This is a genomic window from Pseudarthrobacter sp. S6, from assembly GCF_050156575.1.
Classification (GTDB): domain Bacteria; phylum Actinomycetota; class Actinomycetes; order Actinomycetales; family Micrococcaceae; genus Arthrobacter.
Map to the genome: position 1 here is coordinate 139394 of NZ_CP189581.1, position 23137 is coordinate 162530.

The 23137-nt window shown below is 66.6% G+C and carries 26 protein-coding genes and 1 pseudogene; 10 read left to right on the forward strand and 17 right to left on the reverse strand.

Features of this window, described 5'->3' with window-relative positions; genetic code table 11:
• Positions 1–59 precede the first annotated feature (59 nt).
• Together ACQCS0_RS00740 and ACQCS0_RS00745 are read left to right on the forward strand one after the other, a co-directional pair.
• Positions 60–515, forward strand: coding sequence for a hypothetical protein (locus ACQCS0_RS00740; protein ID WP_426939003.1), 456 nt, complete (start codon positions 60–62; stop codon positions 513–515).
• A gap of 2 nt (positions 516–517) precedes the next feature.
• Positions 518–1090 (forward strand): hypothetical protein, encoded by a 573-nt coding sequence (locus ACQCS0_RS00745; RefSeq protein WP_185262009.1) that lies wholly within the window; start codon positions 518–520, stop codon positions 1088–1090.
• Between the two features lie 73 nt (positions 1091–1163).
• Here the strand turns inward: ACQCS0_RS00745 and ACQCS0_RS00750 are convergent, their stop codons facing one another.
• Positions 1164–1790, reverse strand: coding sequence for an FMN reductase (locus ACQCS0_RS00750; RefSeq protein ID WP_354155624.1), 627 nt, complete (start codon positions 1788–1790; stop codon positions 1164–1166).
• A gap of 211 nt (positions 1791–2001) precedes the next feature.
• The gene (locus ACQCS0_RS00755) at positions 2002–2259 is read right to left on the reverse strand and encodes a PhzF family phenazine biosynthesis protein (RefSeq protein ID WP_426940209.1); all 258 of its coding nucleotides are present in this window, start codon (positions 2257–2259) and stop codon (positions 2002–2004) included.
• Positions 2260–2407: 148 nt separating this feature from the next.
• Here ACQCS0_RS00755 and ACQCS0_RS00760 point away from each other — a divergent pair, with 148 nt between their 5' ends.
• Together ACQCS0_RS00760 and ACQCS0_RS00765 are read left to right on the forward strand one after the other, a co-directional pair.
• Positions 2408–2602 (forward strand): hypothetical protein, encoded by a 195-nt coding sequence (locus ACQCS0_RS00760; protein ID WP_354223333.1) that lies wholly within the window; start codon positions 2408–2410, stop codon positions 2600–2602.
• A 138-nt stretch (positions 2603–2740) separates the two neighbouring features.
• Positions 2741–3526: a tyrosine-type recombinase/integrase gene (locus ACQCS0_RS00765; protein WP_426939976.1), complete on the forward strand. Its 786-nt coding sequence runs from the start codon at positions 2741–2743 to the stop codon at positions 3524–3526.
• A gap of 53 nt (positions 3527–3579) precedes the next feature.
• Here ACQCS0_RS00765 and ACQCS0_RS00770 read toward each other — a convergent pair whose 3' ends face one another.
• The 6 genes from ACQCS0_RS00770 to ACQCS0_RS00795 all read right to left on the reverse strand — a co-directional run bounded on the left by ACQCS0_RS00770 (position 3580) and on the right by ACQCS0_RS00795 (position 8257).
• A complete protein-coding gene (locus ACQCS0_RS00770) occupies positions 3580–4191 on the reverse strand; it encodes a DUF305 domain-containing protein (RefSeq protein ID WP_354155622.1) in 612 nt (203 codons plus the stop codon).
• A gap of 397 nt (positions 4192–4588) precedes the next feature.
• Positions 4589–6718, reverse strand: coding sequence for a heavy metal translocating P-type ATPase (locus ACQCS0_RS00775; protein ID WP_426939977.1), 2130 nt, complete (start codon positions 6716–6718; stop codon positions 4589–4591).
• 57 nt (positions 6719–6775) lie between these two features.
• The gene (locus ACQCS0_RS00780) at positions 6776–7093 is read right to left on the reverse strand and encodes a heavy-metal-associated domain-containing protein (RefSeq protein ID WP_426939978.1); all 318 of its coding nucleotides are present in this window, start codon (positions 7091–7093) and stop codon (positions 6776–6778) included.
• Positions 7094–7431: 338 nt separating this feature from the next.
• A complete protein-coding gene (locus ACQCS0_RS00785; protein ID WP_426939979.1) occupies positions 7432–7812 on the reverse strand; it encodes a sulfocyanin-like copper-binding protein in 381 nt (126 codons plus the stop codon).
• A 5-nt stretch (positions 7813–7817) separates the two neighbouring features.
• Complete coding sequence (locus ACQCS0_RS00790; RefSeq protein ID WP_426939980.1) at positions 7818–8003, reverse strand: hypothetical protein; 186 nt, start codon at positions 8001–8003, stop codon at positions 7818–7820.
• Positions 8000–8257 carry an SHOCT domain-containing protein gene (locus ACQCS0_RS00795; protein ID WP_354223296.1) on the reverse strand — a complete coding sequence of 86 codons (258 nt, stop codon included), beginning with the start codon at positions 8255–8257 and terminating at the stop codon, positions 8000–8002. Before ACQCS0_RS00795 ends, ACQCS0_RS00790 begins: the two co-directional genes overlap by 4 nt.
• Before the next feature lie 104 nt (positions 8258–8361).
• Here ACQCS0_RS00795 and ACQCS0_RS00800 point away from each other — a divergent pair, with 104 nt between their 5' ends.
• Entirely contained in the window at positions 8362–8589 is a 228-nt protein-coding gene (locus ACQCS0_RS00800; protein WP_354156456.1) for a hypothetical protein, read from the forward strand.
• Between the two features lie 95 nt (positions 8590–8684).
• On the opposite strand, the gene ACQCS0_RS00805 is transcribed toward ACQCS0_RS00800, so the two are convergent.
• The 3 genes and pseudogenes from ACQCS0_RS00805 to ACQCS0_RS00815 all read right to left on the reverse strand — a co-directional run bounded on the left by ACQCS0_RS00805 (position 8685) and on the right by ACQCS0_RS00815 (position 10008).
• Complete coding sequence (locus tag ACQCS0_RS00805; protein WP_354156457.1) at positions 8685–9395, reverse strand: HAD family hydrolase; 711 nt, start codon at positions 9393–9395, stop codon at positions 8685–8687.
• A 136-nt stretch (positions 9396–9531) separates the two neighbouring features.
• A pseudogene (locus ACQCS0_RS00810) lies at positions 9532–9708 on the reverse strand (universal stress protein); the annotation flags it as partial.
• 18 nt (positions 9709–9726) lie between these two features.
• Positions 9727–10008 carry a hypothetical protein gene (locus ACQCS0_RS00815; protein WP_426939981.1) on the reverse strand — a complete coding sequence of 94 codons (282 nt, stop codon included), beginning with the start codon at positions 10006–10008 and terminating at the stop codon, positions 9727–9729.
• Between the two features lie 126 nt (positions 10009–10134).
• Here ACQCS0_RS00815 and ACQCS0_RS00820 point away from each other — a divergent pair, with 126 nt between their 5' ends.
• The 5 genes from ACQCS0_RS00820 to ACQCS0_RS00840 all read left to right on the forward strand — a co-directional run bounded on the left by ACQCS0_RS00820 (position 10135) and on the right by ACQCS0_RS00840 (position 17787).
• On the forward strand, positions 10135–11190 hold the full coding sequence (locus ACQCS0_RS00820; protein ID WP_354156458.1) for a zinc-dependent alcohol dehydrogenase family protein: 1056 nt from the start codon (positions 10135–10137) through the stop codon (positions 11188–11190).
• A gap of 278 nt (positions 11191–11468) precedes the next feature.
• On the forward strand, positions 11469–11783 hold the full coding sequence (locus tag ACQCS0_RS00825) for a cation-transporting P-type ATPase (RefSeq protein WP_354156459.1): 315 nt from the start codon (positions 11469–11471) through the stop codon (positions 11781–11783).
• 52 nt (positions 11784–11835) lie between these two features.
• Positions 11836–14268 carry a phosphoketolase family protein gene (locus ACQCS0_RS00830; RefSeq protein WP_354156460.1) on the forward strand — a complete coding sequence of 811 codons (2433 nt, stop codon included), beginning with the start codon at positions 11836–11838 and terminating at the stop codon, positions 14266–14268.
• Between the two features lies 1 nt (position 14269).
• Positions 14270–17485, forward strand: coding sequence for a beta-phosphoglucomutase family hydrolase (locus ACQCS0_RS00835; RefSeq protein WP_354156461.1), 3216 nt, complete (start codon positions 14270–14272; stop codon positions 17483–17485).
• A gap of 50 nt (positions 17486–17535) precedes the next feature.
• Positions 17536–17787 carry a hypothetical protein gene (locus ACQCS0_RS00840; protein WP_354156462.1) on the forward strand — a complete coding sequence of 84 codons (252 nt, stop codon included), beginning with the start codon at positions 17536–17538 and terminating at the stop codon, positions 17785–17787.
• 243 nt (positions 17788–18030) lie between these two features.
• Here ACQCS0_RS00840 and ACQCS0_RS00845 read toward each other — a convergent pair whose 3' ends face one another.
• The 6 genes from ACQCS0_RS00845 to ACQCS0_RS00870 are packed head-to-tail and all read right to left on the reverse strand — an operon-like array spanning position 18031 to position 23137.
• Positions 18031–18459 carry a universal stress protein gene (locus ACQCS0_RS00845; protein ID WP_354156463.1) on the reverse strand — a complete coding sequence of 143 codons (429 nt, stop codon included), beginning with the start codon at positions 18457–18459 and terminating at the stop codon, positions 18031–18033.
• Complete coding sequence (locus tag ACQCS0_RS00850; protein ID WP_354156464.1) at positions 18456–19052, reverse strand: V-type ATP synthase subunit D; 597 nt, start codon at positions 19050–19052, stop codon at positions 18456–18458. Before ACQCS0_RS00850 ends, ACQCS0_RS00845 begins: the two co-directional genes overlap by 4 nt.
• Positions 19049–20563, reverse strand: a complete 1515-nt coding sequence (locus ACQCS0_RS00855; protein WP_354156465.1) for a V-type ATP synthase subunit B — start codon at positions 20561–20563, stop codon at positions 19049–19051. The genes ACQCS0_RS00850 and ACQCS0_RS00855 overlap by 4 nt, the downstream gene beginning before the upstream one ends.
• Complete coding sequence (locus tag ACQCS0_RS00860; RefSeq protein ID WP_354156466.1) at positions 20560–22296, reverse strand: V-type ATP synthase subunit A; 1737 nt, start codon at positions 22294–22296, stop codon at positions 20560–20562. The genes ACQCS0_RS00855 and ACQCS0_RS00860 overlap by 4 nt, the downstream gene beginning before the upstream one ends.
• The gene (locus tag ACQCS0_RS00865; protein WP_354156467.1) at positions 22296–22886 is read right to left on the reverse strand and encodes a hypothetical protein; all 591 of its coding nucleotides are present in this window, start codon (positions 22884–22886) and stop codon (positions 22296–22298) included. Before ACQCS0_RS00865 ends, ACQCS0_RS00860 begins: the two co-directional genes overlap by 1 nt.
• A gap of 26 nt (positions 22887–22912) precedes the next feature.
• Positions 22913–23137, reverse strand: a complete 225-nt coding sequence (locus ACQCS0_RS00870; protein WP_354156468.1) for a V-type ATP synthase subunit F — start codon at positions 23135–23137, stop codon at positions 22913–22915.

The window sequence follows — 23137 nt, forward strand, 5'->3', positions numbered from 1 at the left end:
GCTGTATGCAACGGCAGGAATGTGCTGTGGATAACGGGCATCTGGCATAAGCTCTGACTATGGGCGACGTACTGATGGTTTTTCTGCCGGCCGGCGTGTTGGCGGCAGTAATCTGGGCATTTACGACAGCCCTCAGACCGCGTGATTCCGGGACCTCCGACGCCGAGAAGTACCAGCAGGACCTGGCGAGGCGCTCTGCGGAGCACTATGCCGAGCAGGTGCGCGTGGCAACAGCCGTGCGTGCCCGCCTCGAGGCCAACACCCGGCCCAGCCAAAACGAACAGCAGCAATCGCAGCAGGAAGACCACGCCCGGGCGGCCCGGAGCGGGCAGTCCGGCGCGGGCGCCGGCCAATATGGCTATGCGGCGCTGCCCGGCGGGATTCTGGACCCTCAGCTGGCAATGCAGTTGCAGACGATGGCGCACGACGGGCACAAGATCCAGGCCATCAAACTCCTCCGCCAGGCAACCCACACCGACCCGGCGACAGCCAAAAAGTATGTAGATCGGCTTTAGAAATGGAATCGCTCGTGATCCCCGTCATCATCCTTGCGGTCGTAGCCGCCGGAGTCGCACTGGCAGCCCGGGCGGTCAGCAGGCGGCAGGCGGCCGTCAGGCAGGCCGGGACCGCCTCCGCGCCGGATCCGGTTGAGGTGGCCCGCCTGGCCGCCGCCAAGCTCTCTGAGGACCAGCACCGCAGGTTGTATGCGCTGATTGCCCAGGGACAGGCTATGGCGGCCATCAAGCTGTACTACGAGGCCACAGGAGAAGGCCTGCGGGCCTCCCGGGACGCGGTGGGGGCGTTGGCCGCGCATCCGCAGGCCTACCGCAGCCCCGCCGCTGAAGCGGCGGAGGCAGAGCCCGACGACGACGACACGCCCCAGCGATTCCCTTACCGCTACCGCGCCATTGCCAGCAAGGGCGACGTGACGCGTGAGGTCAGCAGCAACATGCTCAACGACGAGATCTACGGCCGCATCCGCACGCTGGCGCGCAGTGGAGATACCGAAGGCGCCGCCACCGCCCTGACCAAGCACTCGGACATCACCCTGAAGCAGGCACGCGAGTTCATCGCACTCCTGGACGACTAGGGCTCCTGGGCGGCTGCGCTTCAGGACGCCCGCACTCCCGAACCCCCGGTCGGCGGTAGGGGACGGCTGCGCACTAGCGTCCGCCGGAAATACCCGCCAGGAGCTGCTCGAACGGCAGGGACTCCAGGGCCGCCGACTTGCGGCCGGACTGGTCCCCCGCCAGGAGGGCGGCAAACTCAGCCGCAGCACGGTCAATCCGCGACGATAGGGGCGAGCCGCCGTCGTCCGTGTTTCCCCAGTCCTGGGGGCCTGCGAAAACAGCCGTTGCGGCCATCCGGGTGCGCAGGTAGCTGAACAGCGGGCGCATTGCGTACTCAAGGACCATCTGGTGGCGGTCCGTACCGCCGGTGGCACCCAGCAGGACAGCCTTCCCCTCCAGGGACTTGGGGTCCAGGACGTCGATGAAGGACTTGAACAGGCCGCTGTAGGAGGCACTGAACACCGGACTGACGGCAATGATGCCGTCGGTTGCCTCCACGCCGGCAATGACATCCGCCAGGCGCGGGGCCGCATAGCCGGTAACGAAGTTGTTGGCGATGTCCACCGCGAGGTCGCGGAGCTCAACGATCTCAACCGTCACCTCAAAACCGGCATCGGCGAGGCGGTGCTCCGCCACAGCGGCGAGCTGGTCGGCGAGCAGCCTGCTTGAGGACGGCACACCGAGGCCGGCGGATATTACGGTGATGCGGCGGGTTTCCACTTGGACTCCTGAGGTTCGTACGTCCCATGTTACATGCATTTGCATGTAACTGCATAACCGGCGACTGTCCGGGTTTATTCCACCGGCTCTACGGCTCCACCGTGCCGCGGATGCAAGTGATCGAACTGCCGCCCACCCAGACATCTTCGCCAAGAGCCTCCGGAGCGCGTCAGCGGTGGGGCAGCGAATGCCAGCCGTCCGCCGTCGCGCTTCACGCGGACCAGGCCGGCCGTGCGTTCCTGGACCAGGTAGTCGGCGTCGGAATGCGTCGGCGGAAGCAGGAGCGTGTCTCCGAGAGGTTCGTCCGGTTCGCTAAGCAATGCATGTGTTCCGTGCTGAGACCCACGGCGTCAAGAACCACTGCGAGCGGATTGCCCGGTAGGGTTTCGTCCGTGAATACGCCCACCGGGGTGAAGGGACGAGGGCAGTGCGCGGGGGTGAATTCCGACTCACCGCCGCAGGCTATCACCCTGGGCGGCCTGGCTGACAAGTGAGCCGTGCTCTGCGAGGGAAGCCTTCATATGGGCTCTGACGATGGTGGGCTTCTTTCTTATGTGGACACTGCGAGCCTCACCGCAGGTGAAGGCCGGGAACGTTGCACTTGGAAGGTGACGCAGATGCGGGTTGTAACGACCAGGTCCTCCGGGGTGGTTACCTCGGTGGAGCTTCATGACCGCGACGGGGCGGTCATGGCGCCCGTGGGCCGGTTCCTGCAGCACATCTTGGATTCTGGCGGGAGTCCGAACACAGCTTCTGCCTACGGGTTCGATCTGAAGAACTTATTCGAGTTCCTGGAGGAAACGGGAACGTAGTGGCAGGATTTCCGGCCCGCCATTGCGTTGAATTTCCTGGGATGGCTGAGGAAGCGCCCGAGTCGGCGGCCAGCGCAGCGGCTGGGTCTGGCGGTCACCGGATCTGAGGGGCTGCTGGCTGCCGCGACCGCCGGCCGTGTGTTGGCAGCTGTGTCGAGCTTCTATGAGTGGGCAATTGTCGCCGAATTGTTCGATGCAGAGAATCCGATGCGCCGGCAACAGGACGCGGCATTGGCCAGGGTGGCTGAGCGCCACCGCCCGTTCACGGGCGGTGCGAGCAGGCAGCAGCCGGTCCGGAGGCAGATCAGGGTCAAGCTGCCGTTGCGGCTACCGCGTCCGCTGGCCCAGCCCGTTGTCGAGGCGCTATTGGAGAGCATGACCTGCCTGCGGGATCTGGCGATGGTGCTGTTGATGCTCGACGGGGGATTGCGTCCTGGCGAAGTTCTAGGCCTGCACCTTGAAGACATCTCCTATGGCCGCCGGCGAGTGACGGTCCGCAAACGCGACGACCATCCTGGCGGGGCGAGAGGAAAGTCCCGCCAGGAACGCGTGGTCGATGTGTTGGAGCCCCGAACCCTCGATGCTGTCAACAGATATGTCCTGCGGGAACGCCCGTCTGGGTCCGTGAGCCCCTTTGTGTTTCTGGTGGGTGGGCACGGTGTCAGGGCCTGTGAACCGCTGTCCTACGCCGCGTTGGTGCGGATGTTCGCACGCCGCCTGGATGGGCTCGGGGTTCGGACCTCGGACAAAACACCGCATGCGCTGCGTCATACTCACGCGAGCTGGATGTGGGAGGCCGGGATGCGCGAGCTGGCACTTCAACGACGCTTGGGCCACGCATCTCCAGAGTCGACCCGGATCTATACCAGGGTCTCCGACGCCCAGGTCCGGGACGAGTACCGCGCCGCGCTGGGGAGCCTTTAGATGAGTTCTGGGGCCGCCGGGGACTTCGAGCGGTCATTTGAGACAGTTCCCGTTCAGAGGCTCGCCAGCAGGCCCTTCATCTCTTGGATTTCGGCTGTCTGGGAGGTCACGATTGCCTTGCTCAGCTGGATGGCGTCGGGGTTCTTGCCTTGGCTGATTTCAGTCTGGGCCATCGTCACGGCGCCTTCGTGGTGGGCGATCATCCGGGTCAGGAACAGCTTGGCCGCTTCGGTTCCCTGGGCGGCGTCGAGCTTCTTCAAGTCGCCATCGCCCATCATCCCGTCGCCCATGCCATGGCCGGAGGCCATCTGGGCCGGTTCGTTCCAGGTCTTGAGCCAGCCCGTCATCTGCTCGATTTCGGGTACCTGGGCAGCTTTGATCTTGGTGGCGAGTGCGGTGATCCGGGCATCCATGTCCTGTTTCTTGAGCATCATGTCGCTCATCTCCACGGCCTGGGCGTGGTGCGGGATCATCCCTTGGGTGAACATGGTGTCCGCCGCGTTGTGGTCGGCGGCGGCCGGGGCTGAGCTGGAGGACATCCCCATCCCGTTTTGGCCCATGCCCGGCGTGGTGCTGGCAGGTGCACTTCCGGAGGTCCCCGTGCAGCCCGCAAGGGCTATGACGGCGGCAATTCCAAGGGCAGAAATGGTCACGGTTTTCTTCATGGAGTTCAAGTCCTTTAAATCATCAAATCGGCGTTGTTGCACGCGACTCCGGATCACACGCCCATAACCGGCCTGAACAGCCGGCAGGTGTGTATCGGGTAAGCGGGGCGCGCCGGGCAGGAGACGGCGCGGCTTGGGCCGTTTACGTCCGGCTGATGGAGAGTTGGCCCGGAGAAGGACTTCGCGGAATGAACTCGTACCCGCTGGTGGGAACGCCGGTGATGGGCATGCCCAAAATGCCGGCGACGAATCGTCAGTAATCCCGCGAGAAGGGCTGCCCGGCGGAGAAACGCCGTGGCGCGCCTGGCTGAGATGGCGGTCATGGCGTTCCTCCTTCGCTGCGGTCTGGATGGTTTCAAGATTACTGGCCCGGGACGGTCCCGGGCGGCTGCAGGGTTCAGCGGACCTGGGCGGGGTTGAGTTTCAGCCGGCGCAGCAGCTGGGCGTTCAGGGCGACGACGATGGTGGAGATGGACATGAGTACGGCACCCGCGGCGGGGGATAGGAGGATGCCGGCGAAGGCGAGTACGCCGGCGGCCAGCGGGACGGAGATGATGTTATAGCCGGTGGCCCAGATGAGGTTTTGCCACATTTTCCGGTAGCTGGCCCGGGAGAGGTCCAGCATGGACAGGACGGCCCGGGGGTCGTTGCCGGCCAGGACGACGCCGGCGGATTCCATTGCGACGTCGGTGCCGGCGCCGATCGCGATGCCGACTTCGGCCCGGGCCAGGGCGGGGGAGTCGTTGACGCCGTCGCCGACCATGGCGACCTTGAGTCCGCGGGTCTGGAGTTCGGCGACCTTCTTGTCCTTGTCGGCCGGGAGGACTTCGGCGAAGACTTCATCGATGTTAAGTTCTTCGGCAACGGCGCGGGCGACCTGTTGGGCGTCGCCGGTGATCATCGCGACCTTGATGCCGCGGTCCTGCAGGGCTTTGACGGCCTGCCGTGATTCGGTGCGGACGGCGTCCTCGAGGCTCACAGCGCCGAGGACACGGTGCCCGTCAATGATGTGCAGGACGGCGGCGCCGCGGTCGATCCAGGCCTGGGTGGCGGCGGCCAGTGCTTGCGGTTCTTCCGCTTCGAGGTCGCGGAGCAGGGCCGGGCCGCCGACCTGGATGGTTTTGCCGTCGACCGTGGCGCGGACACCGCGGCCGGTCATGGACGAGAATCCGGTAGCCGTCGGAATCGCCAGACCCTGTTCCTGCGCGGCCCGGACGATGGCCCGTGCCACCGGGTGCTCGCTGTCCGCTTCAACGGCTGCGGCCAGTGCCAGGAGCTCGTCCCGGTCCACGCCCTCGGCGGCCGCGATGTCCTTGAGTGCGGGTTCGCCCCTGGTGAGGGTCCCGGTCTTGTCGAAGAGCACCACGTCGACAGTCCGCATGCGCTCCAGGGCCATCCGGTTCTTGATCAGGACACCGGCCCGGGCGGCCTGTTCAGTGGAGATGGCGATGACCAGGGGGATGGCCAGGCCCAGGGCATGGGGGCAGGCGATCACGAGCACGGTGACGGTACGGGTAACGGCGTCGGGAATGCTGCCCAGCAGCGACCAGACAATGAACGTGACGACCCCGGCGCCGGCGGCGAAGTAGAACAGGAACGCGGCGGCCCGGTCGGCCAGGGCTTGTGCCTTGGAGGAGGAGGCCTGCGCCTCGGCGACCAGGCGTTGAATCCCGGCCAGGGCGGTGTCATCCCCGACGGCGGTGACCTGCACGCGGACGGTATTGTCTGTGGCCACGGTCCCGGCGACGACCTTATCGCCGGGTGAGCGGAGGACGGTCCTGGATTCTCCGGTGATCATCGATTCATCGAACTCGGCCTGGCCGTCAACGATGGTGCCGTCGGCCGGCATCCGGGCTCCGGAGCGGACCAGAACGGTGTCCCCTGCCACGAGCTCGCTGACCTTGACGGTCTCCGTGCCCTCCGCGGTGATCCGGTCCGCTTCGTCCGGCAACAGAGCGGCAAGAGCGTCGAGCGCACCCCGTGCGGAGCCGAGGGCGCGCATCTCCATCCAGTGCCCCAGCAGCATGATCGCCACCAGCAGGGCCAGCTCCCACCAGAAGTCCAGGTCAAAACCGCCGATCCCCAGGCTGGTCACCCATGAGGCGACGAAAGCGACACTGATGGCCATGGCGATCAGCAGCATCATGGCCGGTTTCCGGCTCTTCAACTCCTCCAGGCCACCTTTGAGGAAGGGCTGCCCGCCGTAGAAGAAAATTACGGTGCCCAGCACCGGCGGGATCCAGACCGAACCGGGAAAGGTCGGGGGTGCATAGCCCAGCAGACCTCCGAACATGGGGCTGAAAAACACCACCGGCACCGAGAGTGCCAGGGTCACCCAGAACCTCTTCTTGAACATCGCCACGCTGTGGCCGGCGTGCTGGCCCTGTGTGTGCACCATGTGCTCGTCGTCCATGCCGCCGGCATGGCCGGTGTGGGCATCCGGTGCATGCGCGACGGCGGGCCCGCTGCGCGGAGCCCTTGGCGCGTCCTGCCGGCCGGAAGGTCCGTTGTGGTGGTCGTGGTCCATTGATGTGCTCCTTGGGAATTTCCTCCGGCACCGGGCGGCCCGCCCGGTGCCGCTGGACTACTCGCTGGTCGTTAAGCTGTATCCGGCGCAGGTCACGGCGTCCCGGACCGCGTCGCCGCTGGCTGTCCCGGCTACCGTCAGGCAGGACGTTCCCCCGGCGAGGAGCTCGACGGTCGCGGACTCCACCCCGTCCACGGCGGCGACGGCTTTTTCAACGGTCTGGACGCAGTGCCCGCAGGTGAGTCCCTCAAGCCAGTACACGGACCCGTCGGCCGTGGCCGGCGTCTGTGTTCGGGCCCCGGTCGAGCAGCAGCCGCGGCCGGACTGCTCCAGGGCGGCGAGGGGAAGGTCGGTCCGGGTGTCTGTTCCGCACATGTCAGCTTGGTCCTTTACGAGAAGGAGTGATGGGGTGCTGGGGTTGAACGGCTGTGACGGCCCGGGAAATTCCGTAGAGCCTGGACAAACCACTTCACTGACAACTCCCCAAATATACCCCTAGGGGGTATATCTTGGCAAGGGGGTCCCGGCGTGATGTCCCCCTCAGACAATGCGTCGACACGGGTGCCGGGTGAAACCCCGTCTACGGTGAATCCTGCGATCCCAGTCGACCGCGCGATCCATACGCCGCGAAAGGAATCAAGGGCTTGGCCGCTGCGGTCGCATGATCCCCGGCAGCGACTGTATTTGCTACATCCTGAACTCCCCGGGCGGGGCTAGGTGACCGTGAGCTGGGTGTACATGCCGGCGGCATAGTGGCCGGGGAGGTTGCAGACCAGTTCATATCGTCCTGGCGGCAGCGTGATGGTAACCCAGCCCGACGCGCCGGGAAGGATTCCTTGCCCCGTGCCTTCGGCGCAGGTGCTCGACGCTTCTCCGAGACTGCCGGCCTCATCGATTTTGGCGTCGCCGCCGATCGGACGGGTTCCGGGGACCTGGTCGGCAGGAAGGGGAAGAATGGCCAGTTCATGGCTGATGGTGCCCGCATTGGTGACCAGGAAGGACACCGTGCCGTGTGCCACCGTACTTCGGTCTGCCGTCATTCGCATGGCGCCGCCCATCATGCCGTTGCGCGGGCCCATCATGGGGCCGCCCATGTTGGTCAGTGAAACGCTGACGACCGGCCCGGGAAGATTCGGAGCCGCACACCGGGCGCGGGACAGAAAACCACTGCCCCCGGATTCACAAGATTGTCCACGACGCCCACCGCTACGAGCGAGAGCGCGGTCAGAAGGATCACGGCTGCGATCCCGAGGATGACCTGCCCGCGGCGGGAAAGGGTCTTCATTCCTGCCGCCTGAGTGCCGTGCGCCGTGCAGTGAACTCCTGCTCGTCGATTTCCCCGCGGGCGAAGCGCTCGTTGAGAATACGCTCGGCGTCGAGGTGCGGCGGCCGCGGAGCGGCCGGTCCCTCACCCGGATGGGTACGCCGGACCAGGAGCACAACGACAGTGACCACCCCGCCCCAGAAAATCAGCATCAGCACGGCCATGGCCACCCACGCGCCGACACCCCAGCCGTTCCCGTACCAGCCATCCATCATGATCAGACCTCCTCCGACGACCCTAGCGCCGGGCAGGCTCTCGGAACAGAGGCCTAATAATTTAGGCGGACGAGGAAGCCACCGCGGAGTTGGAATCGGTCATCATGGACGAACCCGACCAGCTCCTGCACTTCGCCCAGCTGCTGCGCGACCGGCTCCAAGTTCCGCGCTCCACGATCTACGGCCACCTCACCAAATCAAGCATCGGACGTCGGCCCACCGCCGGGGCCCTGGCCCGGCGTAACAGCAGTTCCGGCCAGAACCCCTGCTATCCGGCCCTCACCCCGCTTAGCATGACTTTCCCGAGCATTGGTCAAGCCCCATACCCGTAGCCGGCCTCTGCGTACGGCAGGGGCCGCAGCTCGAACACCCCGTTTAAGTAGGAGCCAGGCAAGCCGTGCGGCTCACCCTCGTCCAGGTTGGCCCGCTAGCCAATATGCCCGTTGGAGAGCGCGAACACTGATTCGGTCTGGGCCAACAGCCCGAGATCCAGACCTGTCTCCCGAAGACACCACGGTTCGGTCACAAAGTCCGGATGTCCGATCATGACCGGGCCGGAACGTCCATCATGTCGGACACGACGATGTCGGCGCCGTGGTCCAGAAAGGCCTGAGCCTGCCCAACCCGGTCCACCCCGATGACCTGACCGAAGCCACCGGCCCGGCCGGCCTCCACCGGCCAGCGAATCCCCAAAGACGGCACATTCGCCCGGTTTCATCCCCAGCGCGCGGGCCGCTGCCAAATATATGTCCGGTGCAGGCTTGCCCAACAGATTTTCGCGCCGGGCTGTGAGGCCGTCGATGAGCCGGCCAAAGAGGTCCTCAATGTTGGCGGCGGCAAGCACCGCCTGGCAGTTGGCGCTGGATGACACGACGGCGCAGCGCAGACCGCCTCGGCGAACCGCATGCACGAACCGCGCGGAGCCTTCAAACACCTCGACGCCGTCCTCGCGAATGCGGCGTTGCACAATCTCGTTCTTGGCGTTGCCGAGCCCGAACACAGTCCCGGTGCCGGCTGCATCATCCGGCTGACCCTCCGGCAGGGCGAGGTCCCGCGAGGCGAGGAACGACCGAGTACCGTGGGCACGGGATTTACCATCAACGTAGCGGTCGTAGTCGGCACCAGCTTCGAAGTGCACGAAGGGTGTCCGGCCGTCCTCGTTAGCACACCGTCCAAATCAAAGAGGCATGCCCGCAGACCCTTGTCCAAACCGCCGTCGTGGCGTCGGCCCGGACCGCAGGCTTCGCCGCGTCCGACCACTACCGGTGCCGGTGTCATGACCGGAGGCCTTCACGTCCGGGATCGGGGACGATGACGACCGGGCAGCGGGCGTGGGCCACCACATGCTGACTCACCGAACCAAGCAGAACCCCGGCGAAACCGCCATGGCCCCGGGAACCTACCACCAGCATGGCCGCGTCCTGGCCTGTACGAATGAGCGCTTCTGCGGGGTGTCCCTCGACGGCCTCTCACCTGATCTTCACCCCATGTCGTCCCGCGGCCTCTTGCCCGATCCTGGTTATCTCGGCGGTCGCTTCATCAGCCAATTGTTTCGCCGTTTCGCCGGAGGGACCGATCCGCGGGGTCCATGCGTTCGGGGCCGGGTAAAATTCGGGAGGTTGCCAGGCAAAGACCGCAAGGGTTGTGACGCCGCGTAGCTTCGCCTCCGCGAGTGCCCACTCCAAGGCCGCCACGCTGGCCCCGTGCAGCGCGAACCACCGCAGCCGACGGACCGCTTGATCCCCGGTCATGGAAGAAGGTCTGAAGGCGTGTTGCCCAGCAATCGGAGGTATACGCTTAGCGCAACTCGTGTAGAACAGCGATACCGCCGAACGCAGCTCTCGAGTGAGAGCCCTTGGCCGAACCAAGGAATGACGATGAAAGCACTTGTTTATCACGGTCCCGGCCAGAAGGCATGGGAAGACGTACCCGAACCCAGGATTCACAAACCGACCGACATCATCGTGAAGATCGAAACCACGACCATTTGCGGGACGGACCTCCACATCCTCAAAGGCGACGTTCCAGCAGTCGAAGACGGTCGCATCCTCGGGCACGAGGGCGTCGGCACGATCACTGAAATCGGATCGGCGGTGACAAGCCTCACGATCGGCGACCGCGTAATCATTTCTTGCATCTCCGCGTGCGGACATTGCGACTACTGCAAGCAGGGAGTACTCTCCCACTGCCTGGGCGAAGAGGGGGCTTCGGGCATCGGCTGGATTCTCGGGCACCTCATCGACGGGACACAGGCCGAATTCGTGCGCGTCCCGTACGCAGAGACTTCCGTTTACAAAATCCCGGACGGAGTCAGCCCGCAAGCGGGGACATTGTTGTCCGACATCCTGCCCACGGGCCACGAAATCGGCGTGCGGTATGGTGCTGTCAAGCCCGGTGACGTCATTGCCGTCATCGGTGCCGGACCCGTCGGACTCGCCGCTATCACCACCGCGCAGCTTTATGGTCCGGCCCGGATCATTGCGATCGACGTCGACCGGAACCGCGTGGAGCAGGCGAAACGGTTCGGAGCCACAGACAGCGTCGTGTCGACCGATGCCGACTGGAAAGATCAGGTGATGGCCCTTACCGACGGTCTCGGAGTCGACGTCGCCATCGAAGCGGTGGGAATACCGGAGACGTTCACCATGGTCCTGGACATCGTCAGACCCGCCGGTCACGTCGCCAACGCCGGGGTACACGGCAAGAGTGTGGACCTGCCGCTGGACAAACTCTGGATCTCGAACATCACCATCACCACGGGCCTGGTGAACACCAACACGACCGGCACCCTGCTCAAGCTCGTCGCGCAAAGGAAGTTGCCCGTGGACCAATTCGTCAGCCACGCGTTCGATCTCCATGACATCGAAAAGGCATACGACACCTTTTCGCGGGCCGCCGAAACAAAGGCGCTCAAGGTGATGCTCAACGCGTAAGCATCACCCAAGCACAGACGCCAAGCCTCTCGCACCCAATCTGCATGGGAAGTGATGCTGACGTCACAGGACGGAGCTACCGCGAGTGCGCAGATGCTCCAGGGATGCCGCCCGAGCCTGGCGGCCCGGGCGGGGACGGCCGGTGGTTCCCCGGCCCGATGAGTTGCGTTACGGCCTTCTTCTGCCCCGGCAGGCACGATGACCTGTTCGTTCGTTTGTGCCGTTTATGTCTGCACCGCGCTGGCACAGCCAGATCTCCCGGACCCAGGAAGGCCAAGATGATTTTCCAACGGCCCACGACCGTGGGGAGTGACCTGACGGGGCCGGAGCATGCAGCTGTCCGCTCTGCGGACACCTCCGAGAGAGCCGGGCTTTCTGCGCAGGAAGTTGCCGTGCGGGTTCAGGTCGGTTCGACCAACGTTATGCCCGACCGTTCCAGCCGGAGCCTGTGGGACATTTTCAGGGCCAACGTCCTGACCCTTTTCAACGCCATCGTCGCCGGCAGCTTCGTACTGCTCGTGCTGCTCGGTCAGTGGCGGAACGCGTTGTTCGGATTCGCGGCCGTAACGAAGCTGTCGGGTCAGTACATCTAGTCGCCGCCCCGGCGCCCCGTCCCCGTTCTTTCATCGACAGCTAGGACCACCTTTGACAGACCATCAGCTTCCGCAAACCGTGGAACCCGTGCTCAGCCCCGATCAGCTGGAGCGCATTCACGCTTGGTGGCGGTCCGCGAACTACCTCGCGGTCGGCCAGATCTACCTCATGGATAACCCGCTGCTGCGCGAGCCGCTGCGCCCGGAGCACATCAAGCCGCGGCTCCTGGGGCATTGGGGGACCACCCCGGGCCTGAATTTCATTTACGCACATCTGAACCGGGCCATCATGGACCGGGACCTGGACATGATCTACGTCATGGGGCCGGGGCACGGTGGCCCGGGGCCGGTGGCGTCGGCCTGGCTGGAAGGCACCTACAGCGAAACGTACCCGGATATTTCCCAGGATCTTGCCGGGATGAAGCGGCTGTTCCGACAGTTCTCCTTCCCTGGCGGCATTCCCAGCCATGTGGCTCCGGAGACACCGGGGTCCATCCACGAGGGCGGGGAGCTCGGCTACGCACTCTCGCACGCCTACGGGGCGGCATTCGATAACCCGGACCTCGTTGTGGCGGCCGTGATCGGTGACGGGGAAGCAGAAACTGGCCCGCTGGCCGCGAGTTGGCACTCCAACAAGTTCGTGGACCCCGGCCGGGACGGGACCGTCCTGCCGATCCTGCACCTGAACGGGTACAAGATCGCCAACCCCGCCGTCCTGGACCGGATCAGCCATGAGGAACTGGACTCGCTGTTGCGCGGGTACGGCCACACACCGTATTACGTGGAAGGTTCCGACCCGGAACAGATGCATCAGGACTTCGCCCGGACCCTGGATACCTGCCTGGACCAGATTCTTGAGATCAAGCGCGCCGCCCGTGAGGAGGACCGCACCGAACGGCCCCGCTGGCCCATGATCGTCCTGCGCTCTCCCAAAGGCTGGACCGGACCGGCTGAAGTCGACGGACTGAAGGTCGAAGGGAGCTGGCGTTCGCACCAGGTGCCCTTCACCCAGGCCCGCGAAAACGACAGCCACCGCGCCGTGCTCGAACAGTGGCTGCGCAGCTATCGCCCCGAGGAACTCTTCGACTCTGCCGGGGCACCCGTGGAGGCGGTCCGCGGGCTACACCCGGTCGGGGAGCGACGCATGAGCGCCAACCCCCACGCAAACGGAGGACTGTTGCTGCGCGACCTGCGCATACCAGAGTTTGCCGATTATGCCGTACCCGTGACCGATCCCGGCACCGGGGCCGTGGAATCGACCCGGGTCCTGGGCACGTTCCTGCGGGACATCATGGCCGCAAACATGGACAATTTCCGGGTCTTCGCCCCGGACGAAAACAACTCCAACCGGCTGGGGGCAATATTCGAGACCACCGACCGGGCCTGGAACGCCCGGACCGTTCCAGGGGATGACCATCTCGCCCGCGACGGGCGGGTCATGGAAATCCTCTCCGAACACACCTGCCAGGGCTGGCTGGAAGGGTATCTGCTCTCCGGCCGGCACGGATTCTTTTCCTGCTACGAGGCGTTTATCCACATCGTCGACTCGATGTTCAACCAGCACGCCAAGTGGCTGACCACAACGAACGGCATCCCGTGGCGCCGGCCGGTCGCCTCCCTGAACTACCTCCTGACCTCCCACGTGTGGCGGCAGGACAACAACGGGTTCTCACACCAGGACCCCGGATTCATCGACCACGTGATCAACAAGAAGACCGACGTCATTCGCGTCTACCTGCCCCCGGATGCCAATACCCTCCTGTCCGTTGCCGACCACTGCCTGCGCAGCCGCCAATACGTCAACGTCATCGTCGCCGGCAAGCAGCCGGAGCTGCAGTACCTGGACATGCAGAAGGCCATCGTGCACTGCACCAAAGGCATCGGCATCTGGGACTGGGCCAGCTCGGATGCGGATGGGGACCCTGACGTCGTCATGGGCTGCGCCGGTGATGTGCCAACAATGGAGACCCTCGCCGCCGCTGACATCCTCCGCGGGCGGTTCCCGGATCTGAAGATCCGGGTGGTCAACGTTGTTGACCTCATGCGCCTGCAGGACGACAAGGAAAACCCCCATGGCCTGCCCGGGCGGGACTTCGACGCCCTGTTCACTACCGACAAACCGGTCATTTTCGCCTACCACGGCTACCCGTGGCTGATCCACCGCCTCACATACCGCCGGACCAACCACGGCAACATCCATGTCCGCGGCTACAAGGAGGAAGGCACCACCACAACCCCGTTCGACATGTGTGTTCTCAACCAGCTCGACCGGTTTAACCTGGCCATCGACGTCATCGACCGCGTACCCGGGCTGAAGGATGTCTCGGCACATGTCCGCGAGGAGCTCAAGAACAAGCTCATCGAGCACCGCCAGTACGTCCGCACCCATGGCGAAGACATGCCAGAGATCAGAAACTGGCAGTGGCCGGGGGCACCCGCAGCCACCAACCAGCCGCCCAACGAGCCAGTCGTGGAGCCTGTCTAGGATGACCCGGGCCAGTCGCGGCGGCCCCGGGGCGCCCAACCTTTCCCGGCATGGCGCTGCGCTGCCGTTTGACGCGGTCCTTTTCGACATGGACGGAGTCGTCACGGACACCGCTGCCGTGCACGCGGCAGCCTGGAAGAAGCTCTTCGACGCTGTCTTTGCCGATCCGAGGCTGAATTCCGGCGGCAGGGTTGAGCCTTTCGACGAGGACGCAGACTACCGCAAATACGTCGACGGCCGGCAGCGTGAGGACGGAGTGGCTGCGTTCCTGGAATCACGAGGTATCAGGATTCCTGCCGGCTCCCCGGCAGACGGGGCGGACGTCTGGTCCGTCCACGGGCTCGGCGCCCGGAAGAACGACCTTTTCCTCGACTCCGTCTCCCGCGACGGCGTCCGCGCCTACCCGGGGTCCGCTGCGCTGCTGAACCGTCTGCGGGCCGGAGGTGTCCGGGTCGGTCTGGTGACGGCCAGCCGCAACTCCCGTGCCCTGCTGGCGGCGGTGAAGCTGGAGGCGGAGTTCAACGTGGTCGTCGACGGTCAGACAGCCGCCGAGAAGAACCTGCCGGGCAAACCGGATCCGGCCATGTTCCTCGAGGCGGCTCGCGAGCTCGGTGCGTCCCCGGAACGTACCGCGGTCATCGAGGACTCCGACGCCGGCATCCGGGCCGGACGCCGCGGCGGCTTCGGACTGGTCGTGGGCATCGACCGCAGCGGGCGCCAGGACAGGCTGGAAGCGGCGGGCGCCGACGTGGTCCTCGGAGATGTCGCGGAACTGGATCTGGGAGCCTCCAGCACCGACCCGTGGACGCTGGTCTACGAAGGGTTCGACCCGGCGCACGAGGGTCACCGCGAGGCGCTGACGGCTCTGGGTAACGGCTACATGGCAACCCGTGGGGCACATCCGGAGCACCGGGACGACGGGATCCACTACCCCGGTACGTACCTGGCCGGGGTCTATAACCGGATTTTGAGCAGCGTCCACGGCCAGAAGCTGGAAGAGGAGCATCTGGTCAACGTCCCGAACTGGTTGCCGGTGGACGTCAGCATCGGCGGCGGACCCTGGTGGTCCGCCAATGACATCCAAGCCTCCCATGAGCGCCGCGAACTGGATCTGCGGCGCGGCGTGCTGACACGTCGTGCCCTGCTGACCGGGCCGCAGGGACAGCGGCTCATCGTGGTGCAGCGGCGGCTGGTATCCATGCACAACCCGCATCTGGCGGCGCTTGAGATGACCCTGACGGCCGATGGCTGGAGCGGCACCGTGCGTGTCCGCGCGGGCATCGACGCAAGTGTGGCGAACACCAACGTCCGTGACTATGCAGGTATCGGCCAGCGGCACCTGACCGATCCTGAGTTTACGGAGATGGACAGCGGCACTGTCCTGTGCGAAGTCCAGACGAGCCAGAGCCGAATACGCATCGCCCTCGCCGTCCGGACCATGTTCCTGGGCGCCCTGGGGACAGAGCCCCGCGCTGCGGACACCGTCCGCCGAGGATATCGGCGGCAGTTTGACCTGCGGCTGGCCGACGACCAGCCGGTCACCATGACCCGGACTGCCGCGGTGGCTACGTCCCGGGACGGTGCCATCTCATCGCCCTCGACCGGGGTTCTGGCGGAACTCTCCCGCAGCAGGGACGACGGCGGCTTCGCCGCGCTCCTGGAGGATCACGAAGCAGCATGGCGGCGCCTGTGGGAGCGGTTCGCGATCACCCTTGACGCCGACCGGCAGTCCCAACTGGTGCTCAACCTGCACGTGTTCCACCTGCTGCAGACGGTCTCCGTCCACGCCGCCGCCCTGGACGCAGGCGTGCCGGCGCGCGGCCTCCACGGGGAAGGGTACCGGGGGCATGTTTTCTGGGACGAACTGTTCGTGTTTCCGGTGATCGGGCTGCGGCTTCCCGCCATCAGCCGGGCGCTCCTGGACTACCGTTGGAGGCGGCTCGGTGCGGCACGGGAGGCCGCCCGCGCGGCCGGCCTCCGGGGTGCCATGTTCCCCTGGCAAAGCGGCAGCGACGGACGGGAAGAGACGCCCCGGCAGCTCTACAATGCCAGGTCCGCCCGCTGGATGCCGGACAACTCCAGCCGCCAGCGGCACGTCGGCTTGGCGGTTGCGTTTAATGCGTGGCAGCACTTCCAGGTCACGGGAGACCTGGGCTGGTTGACGGCGCGCGGCGGGGAACTGATTATCGAAGTGGCCCGGATGTTCGCCTCCCTGGCCACCTATGATCCGGTGGAGGACAGATTCCACATTTCTGGGGTGATGGGACCGGACGAATACCACGACGGGTATCCGGATGCACCCGGAGGGGGCCTTCGTGACAACGCCTACACCAACGTGCTGGCTTCCTGGGTCTGCGAACGCGCCGCAGAGGTGCTGCACGTGCTCGCCGGTCATCCAGGCCGGGATCTGACCGACCGCCTGCACATCACCCCCGAGGAGACCGGTCTCTGGTCCCGTCTGGCCCGCCGGCTCGCCGTGCCCTTCCAACGGGACAATGTGATCAGCCAGTTCCACGGCTACGACGACCTGTCCGAACTGGACTGGCCGCGCTACCGTGCGAAGTATGGCAACGTCGGCCGGCTGGACCTGATCCTCGAAGCCGAAAACGACGAAACGAACCGGTACAAATTGGCCAAACAGGCAGACGTACTGATGCTGATTTATCTGCTGGCCCCCGCAGGGGTGATCGACCAGCTTCACCTTCTCGGCTATTCACTCACAGGTTCCGATCTTGAACGCACGGTGGAGTACTACCTCGCCCGCACCTCCGACGGCTCGACACTCAGCCGCGTGGTGCACGCATCGGTCCTCGCCCGGATCGACGGATCCCGTGCCTGGGAGGTCTTCCGTGAGGCCCTGGTCGCGGACCTGGACGACACCCAGGGAGGCACCACCCGGGAAGGAATCCATCTGGGCGCCATGTCCGGGACCGTGGACCTTGTTGTCAGGGCTTTCGCGGGCCTGCAGACGGAAGCGGATGCACTGACCTTTGATCCGAGGCTGCCCGGCCAGCTGGGCGACCTCGGATTCCAGGTGCAGTACCGGGGCCACCGGATTGAAGTGTCCCTGAACGCGGACACTCTTCAGATCCGGCTGCAGCCCGGCACGGCACCGCCCATCCGCGTCGGTGTCAAAAGAAGCTACGCGGTCCTCGCCGGCGGGGAAGGAAAGGAGTTCCCATTAGTGCCGCCGGGACGACAGGACCGTCCGGGCTGAAGGGCCACCATCGAAGATGCCGTCGCCAGCACAAGCGGCCAGGTACGCCAATGAATAAGACCAGAGTGGCAATCAACGGATACGGAGTCATCGGCAGGCCGGTAGCCGGCGCGGACCTGCTGCAGCCGGACACGGGACTGATCGGCGTCGCCGATATCATCACCGACTGGCGGATCCGCGGTCGCGGCTTGGACCTTCCCGGTGCCGGTGTTCGGCACCCTGTTGTCCATCGTTGTCCTTGGGGGAACGCCAGAGCAGTTGGAGCCTGGCCGGGACGGCCCCGGTTCTGGTCCTGGTTCTGATTCTGATGTCCATGGTTGCCCTTGTGCTGCCGCGAAGAAAGCCCGCCCTGCAAAGGCCTAACAGCTTCCCCGGCCTCCGGGCCCGGCATCAGCGCTGAACCAGCGGATGCCTTATCCGCGCACCCTGATCGTCCACGAGCGCTTCCTTACAGGACCGGTACGAAAGATGCTCTTCAAGAACTTCATGCCGGTAATATGCTCGATGCTTCTGACTTGTGAGCCTGGCAGGGGCCCTGGCCTGGCCTAGAGCGGGACCACCATTACGGGCACGCCGGAGAACTCTAGGACCTGCAGGGTGTGGCTGCCGATGTAGGGTGTTGCGCTGCCGGGCCGGTCCACCAGCGCCAGGACGATCAGGGCGGCGTGGACCTCGCGGGCGTCGGCCAGTATCTCGGCGGCCACCCGTCCGGTCCGCCGGCTGACAGACACGTCAAGGCTGGCCGCTGCCCCCAGCGCGGCCACATGGCGCAGGGCAGCCTCGGCTGCAGGATCCTCCTGCTTGGCCGGCGCGTCAAGGTCGAAGCTGCCCAGATGCCCCGACAGCGCCCCGGGGTTCTTGACCGTCACCACCCGCAGCTGCGCGCCGAGCCTTTTCGCGTAGCCCACGGCCACCTCGGCTGCCCGGAACGCCGCATGGGAGTCGTTCACCGCCACCAGGATCACATCGTTCACGGCGCAGCCTTCCTGTCCGCGGCCCACCGCAGCCGCAGGCTCTCTTCGAGTTCCTGCGCGTCCAACTGCCGCCGGATCTCCAGCAGCTCGTTTTCCAGCCGGGGGATCCACCGGTTCTCCACCGCCCGCTGCCGGGTGCGGGCTGCGGCGAGTTCCGCCGTCACCAGGATTTCGGCCCGCTGGACCGCCGCATACCGGACCCCGGCCTCCAGCGCCCTGCGGTGGACCGACGCCGCGTAGGACAACGCCGAGCTTCCGCCCGCCAGGGGAACTGCGGGGAAACTGCACTCCGGATCGTCCGGATACACCACGCCCATGGTGCTGATCCAGCGCAGCTGCACGGCGGCGGGGACCGGCGGCGCGGCGGCCGCGAGCTGCCCGCTTCCGTCCAGGGCGGCAGCGCGGCGCAGCCAGAGCGCGGCTTCGCCGGCCAGCTCCTCCCACTCCGCGCGGGCCCCTTCCGCCCGGAGCTGGAGCCGTTCCAGCTCGTCCGCCAGGATGTGCTGCTTGCGGTCCAAGAGGCGTGCGCCGTGCCGGGCGGTAGTCAGCCGCCGCTCCACCCGGACCTTACCCGCACGCCCCGTGCTGCTCATGGCCGGTCACCGCCTTCGGATCCGTCCCCGCCGGTAACGTCCCCGCCGGTCACGCCCTCGCCGGTCACGCCCTCGCCGGTCACGCCCTCGCCAGTATCGCCGGTATCACCGTGGGAGCCATCCGGGTGCGGGAGGTACCGTTCCAGGAAAGCGGTGGACACCATGGTCAGCTCCTGTTCCGGCAGCGCCGCCAGCGCCGCCCAGGCCCGGCCCAGGGTGTCGTCCAGGGTCCGGGGCTCGTCCCGCCCCTGGTTGAAAAGCCCGGTCTCCACCAGCGTCCGGTACCGGATATAGCTGCGGTCCGTTTCGCTCAGCGCCGCCGCACCCACCAGCTCCGCCAGTTCGGTGGCCTGCCGGGCACGGGCCATGGCGGCAAGCACCTGTGCCGCCACATCCAGATGGTCCTCGCGCGTCCGGTCCTTCCCGGCCCCGCTGCGCATCAGCCGCGACAGCGAGGACAGCACGTCCACCGGCGGGTAGATGCCCCGCGCCGCGATCTCCGGCGACAGGACAATCTGCCCCTCCGTGATGTAGCCCGTCAGGTCAGGGACCGGGTGCGTGATGTCCCCCGCCGGCATGGTCAACACCGGAACGATCGTCACCGAGCCCTCGTGGCCCTTGACCCGGCCACAGCGCTCGTACAGGGTGGCCAGGTCGCTGTACAGGTATCCGGGATAGCCGCGCCGGGCTGGGATTTCACGCCGCGCCGCGGACACCTCACGCACCGCCTCGGCGTAACTGGTCATGTCCGACATGATCACCAGGACGTCGTGGCCTTCGGTGTACGCCAGGTGTTCGGCGATGGTCAGCGCGATCCGCGGGGTGAGGATCCGTTCAATGACCGGATCGTCGGCGGCGTTCAGGAGGAGCACCAGTTCCTCGCCGGCGGAGCGTTCCTCCAGCCGGTCCCGCACGTAGGCGATGTCCGCGTGGGTCAGGCCCATGGCCGCGAACACCACCCGGAAGGACTGGCCGCCCGAGGTGGCCTGAGCCGCGATCTGGGTGGCCAGCGTCAGGTGCGGAAGGCCCGGCACCGAGAAGATGGGAAGCTTCTGCCCCCGGACCAGGGTGGTCAGCCCGTCGATGACGGAAATGCCGGTGAGGACAGGGTCCTGCGGCGGTTCTCGGAACACCGGGTTCAGCGGCCAGCCACTCACCGGAAGGGAGGCGGTGCCCATGACGGGAGGGCCGCCATCGAGCGCTTCCCCGCGGCCGTTGCAGACCCTGCCCAGCCAGTCGGTCCCCACCTGGATGTGCAGGGGCTGGCCCTCGAACCGGATCCGGATGCCGCCCAGGGACATGCCGTCGGTGCTTTCGAGCACCTGCAAGGTGGCCAGGTCCTGGTCCACTTCCAGCACCAGGCCGTGGCGGCGCCCGCCGCCGTCCATGTCGATGGTGGCGAACTCGTCCCAGCCCACGCCGTCGATCCCGCCAGCCACCAGCAGCGGCCCGCGGAGCTCCCGGATGTCCCCGTATGCAATCTGCCCGGCCAAGCCTTCGATGTTGCTCACTGCAGGGCCTCCAATGCCTTGAGTATCTCGGCGCTGCGGGCCGTCACCGCTGCCGCGTCCGCCGGCCCGGTTTCTTCGCGGGCCCGGAGGACCGGGCCCAGGTCAGCCTGCTCCACGGTGGTGGCCGCCACGCCGCGTTCCACAAGTTTCTGGCATGCATCGACGACGTCGAGCACCAGGTTCAAAAGGGCGGCGCCTTTTTCCGCGGAACAGAAGGCGTCGTTGGGACTCAGCGCGTTCTGCATTAGCACGCCGTCCCGCAGCAGCCGGCCGCCCAGCAGCACCATCCGTTCGTGGCCCGGCAGGGACGAGGTCCCGATGATTTCCGCCAGCTCGGCCAGGCGGTCCGCCTCGGCCAGCAGCGCGGCGGCGCGGGCCCGGCGCTCGGCCCAGCCCGGCTGCCCGTTGCCCGCATGCCAGCTGCCGATGGCTTCGGCGTCGCGGGCGAACGAGCCGGTCCAGCTCACAGCCGGGTAGTGCCGGGAGTAGGCCAGGTCCCGGTCCAGCATCCACAGGGACCGGACAAACCGCTGGGTATCCGTGGTCACCGGCTCGGTCATGTCGCCGCCGGCAGGGGAAACAGCACCGATCACCGTCACCGAGGCCGTCTTGCCGCCGAGCGTGGTCACCCGGCCGGCCCGTTCGTAGAAGGAGGCCAGCTCGGAGGCGAGGTTGGCCGGGTAGCCCTCCTCGGCCGGAAGGTCACCGTTGCGGTTGGCGAACTCGCGCAGTGCCTCCGCCCAGCGGGACGTTGAGTCCGCGATCACCACCACGTCGTAGCCCATGTCGCGGTAATACTCCGCCACGGTGATCCCGGTGAAGATGCTGGCCTCGCGCGCCATCATGGGCATGTTCGAAGTGTTGGCGATGATCACGGTCCGGTCGATCAGCTTTCCGCCGGTGCGCCCGTCCTCCAGCTGGGAGAGCCCGTCCAGGACATCGGCCATTTCGTTGCCGCGTTCCCCGCAGCCCACATAGACAATGACGTCGGCATCGCTCCACTTGGCGATCTGCTGCAGCATCATGGTCTTGCCGGTGCCGAAACCGCCCGGGACCGCGGCGGCAGCGCCCCGCGCCACCGGAAACAGCAGGTCCAGGACCCGCTGGCCGGTGTGCAGCGGCACGGTGCCGGTGTGCCGGGACCGGAAGGGCCGTGGCCGGCGCACGGGGCTTTGTTCGGATACGGCCACTTTGTGCCCGTCCACCACCGCGACCGTATCCAGGACGTGGACCGTGCTTTCCGGTGCGATCCAGCTGAGTTCACCGGACACACCGGCCGGCACCATGACGTGGTGCTCCACGGACCCGGACTCCGGCACGGTGCCCAGGACGTCCCCTGCGGAAACCCGGGTGCCCGCCGCCGCCGCCGGCTTGAACTTCCATTCGCGGGCCAGGACCGTGGGGTCCTCCGCGGAGCCGGACCGCTCGGGGGTCAGCCACATCGACGCCGATGACAGCGGGCGCAGGAGGCCATCGAACACCTGGCCCAGCAGGCCCGGGCCCATCATCCCGGACAGCTCCCCGCCGGTGGGGGCAGCGATGTCGCCGGCCTTCAGTCCGCCCGTGTACTCATAGGCCTGCAGTGTTGCCCGGCTTCCGGCGATGGCCACGGTTTCGGCACTGATGCGGCTGGGCCCCACGGCGATCAGCTCCAGCATGGACAGCGCTTCCACGCCCTCGATTTCCACCAGGGGGCCGCTGACCCGAACCACGGTGCCCTCCCGGCTGCCCATCAGCGGCTCCACAGTTGGCTCGCGGCGGGCAGGGATTCCAGGGTCATCCCGGCAAGCACGGGAAGGGAGAGGTCCAGGCGGCGCGACCCGGCCTCGGCGACCACGCCGCCGTCGGGGCTCTCGGTCACGCTGGCGTCCGGGCCGAGCAGCTCCCGGCACTGTTCTTTCAGCCGGGCCATCAGCTCCGGGTAGAGGGGGTCCCCGGTGAGCCCGACGGCGGCCTGCCGGACCTGGCGGTGGAGTTCCGTCCGGAGGGCATTGCCCTGGGCCAGGACGAGCTCGTGTGCCTGGCGGCGCGCCCGGGCCGAGCGCAGCGCGGTCTCGGAGCGGGCGGCGGCCTCGCCCTCGGTTGCCGCGGCGGCGAGGATGGCTGCGGCCTCGGCCTTAGCGGCCTCCAATAAGGCGGTGGCTTCTCTGGCGGAGTTGTCCCGGAATCCGGTGGCCTGCTTTTCCGCGGCCGCCCGGAGTGCGTTCCGGACCGGTTCCAGGGCGGCGTCCGACCCGGCGGGGAGGCCCGGTGTGGCCACGGCTGATTTTGCGCCGCTTGCCGTTCCCAACGTCGCGGGGCCGATGATGGGTGTTCCGGTCATGGGCACGGCCCTCCTTGGTGCGTCGGTCACCGCGGGAGCACCACGGTCAGGGGCGCGTGGGGAGCGGCCAGGACGGACTCCAGCGCCTGCGCGGAACGGGGCGTGAGGATAACCATGGCCGTGTCCCGGGGCAGGGTGCTCCAGGCGGCGAGGATCTCCTCAGGGGTGGAGCCCGCGAAGACGCTGACGCCTGCCAGCCGGAACCCGTCCAGCAGAGCCTGTTCACCGATCGCGGCGATGGTCTGGGGCAT

Bases quoted from the DNA above. Each gene is read 5' to 3' on its own strand.
- ACQCS0_RS00860 (WP_354156466.1), bottom strand. From the start codon at position 22,296: ATGGGCAGCCGGGAGGGCACCGTGGTTCGGGTCAGCGGCCCCCTGGTG.
- ACQCS0_RS00770 (WP_354155622.1), bottom strand. From the start codon at position 4,191: ATGAAGAAAACCGTGACCATTTCTGCCCTTGGAATTGCCGCCGTCATA.
- ACQCS0_RS00760 (WP_354223333.1), top strand. From the start codon at position 2,408: ATGCGGGTTGTAACGACCAGGTCCTCCGGGGTGGTTACCTCGGTGGAG.
- ACQCS0_RS00785 (WP_426939979.1), bottom strand. From the start codon at position 7,812: ATGGGCGGCCCCATGATGGGCCCGCGCAACGGCATGATGGGCGGCGCC.
- ACQCS0_RS00815 (WP_426939981.1), bottom strand. From the start codon at position 10,008: ATGACCGGGGATCAAGCGGTCCGTCGGCTGCGGTGGTTCGCGCTGCAC.
- ACQCS0_RS00740 (WP_426939003.1), top strand. From the start codon at position 60: ATGGGCGACGTACTGATGGTTTTTCTGCCGGCCGGCGTGTTGGCGGCA.
- ACQCS0_RS00825 (WP_354156459.1), top strand. From the start codon at position 11,469: ATGATTTTCCAACGGCCCACGACCGTGGGGAGTGACCTGACGGGGCCG.
- ACQCS0_RS00775 (WP_426939977.1), bottom strand. From the start codon at position 6,718: ATGGACCACGACCACCACAACGGACCTTCCGGCCGGCAGGACGCGCCA.
- ACQCS0_RS00745 (WP_185262009.1), top strand. From the start codon at position 518: ATGGAATCGCTCGTGATCCCCGTCATCATCCTTGCGGTCGTAGCCGCC.
- ACQCS0_RS00820 (WP_354156458.1), top strand. From the start codon at position 10,135: ATGAAAGCACTTGTTTATCACGGTCCCGGCCAGAAGGCATGGGAAGAC.
- ACQCS0_RS00790 (WP_426939980.1), bottom strand. From the start codon at position 8,003: ATGAAGACCCTTTCCCGCCGCGGGCAGGTCATCCTCGGGATCGCAGCC.
- ACQCS0_RS00840 (WP_354156462.1), top strand. From the start codon at position 17,536: ATGAATAAGACCAGAGTGGCAATCAACGGATACGGAGTCATCGGCAGG.
- ACQCS0_RS00780 (WP_426939978.1), bottom strand. From the start codon at position 7,093: ATGTGCGGAACAGACACCCGGACCGACCTTCCCCTCGCCGCCCTGGAG.
- ACQCS0_RS00795 (WP_354223296.1), bottom strand. From the start codon at position 8,257: ATGATGGATGGCTGGTACGGGAACGGCTGGGGTGTCGGCGCGTGGGTG.
- ACQCS0_RS00850 (WP_354156464.1), bottom strand. From the start codon at position 19,052: ATGAGCAGCACGGGGCGTGCGGGTAAGGTCCGGGTGGAGCGGCGGCTG.
- ACQCS0_RS00870 (WP_354156468.1), bottom strand. From the start codon at position 23,137: ATGCCCCAGACCATCGCCGCGATCGGTGAACAGGCTCTGCTGGACGGG.
- ACQCS0_RS00800 (WP_354156456.1), top strand. From the start codon at position 8,362: ATGGACGAACCCGACCAGCTCCTGCACTTCGCCCAGCTGCTGCGCGAC.
- ACQCS0_RS00865 (WP_354156467.1), bottom strand. From the start codon at position 22,886: ATGACCGGAACACCCATCATCGGCCCCGCGACGTTGGGAACGGCAAGC.
- ACQCS0_RS00835 (WP_354156461.1), top strand. From the start codon at position 14,270: ATGACCCGGGCCAGTCGCGGCGGCCCCGGGGCGCCCAACCTTTCCCGG.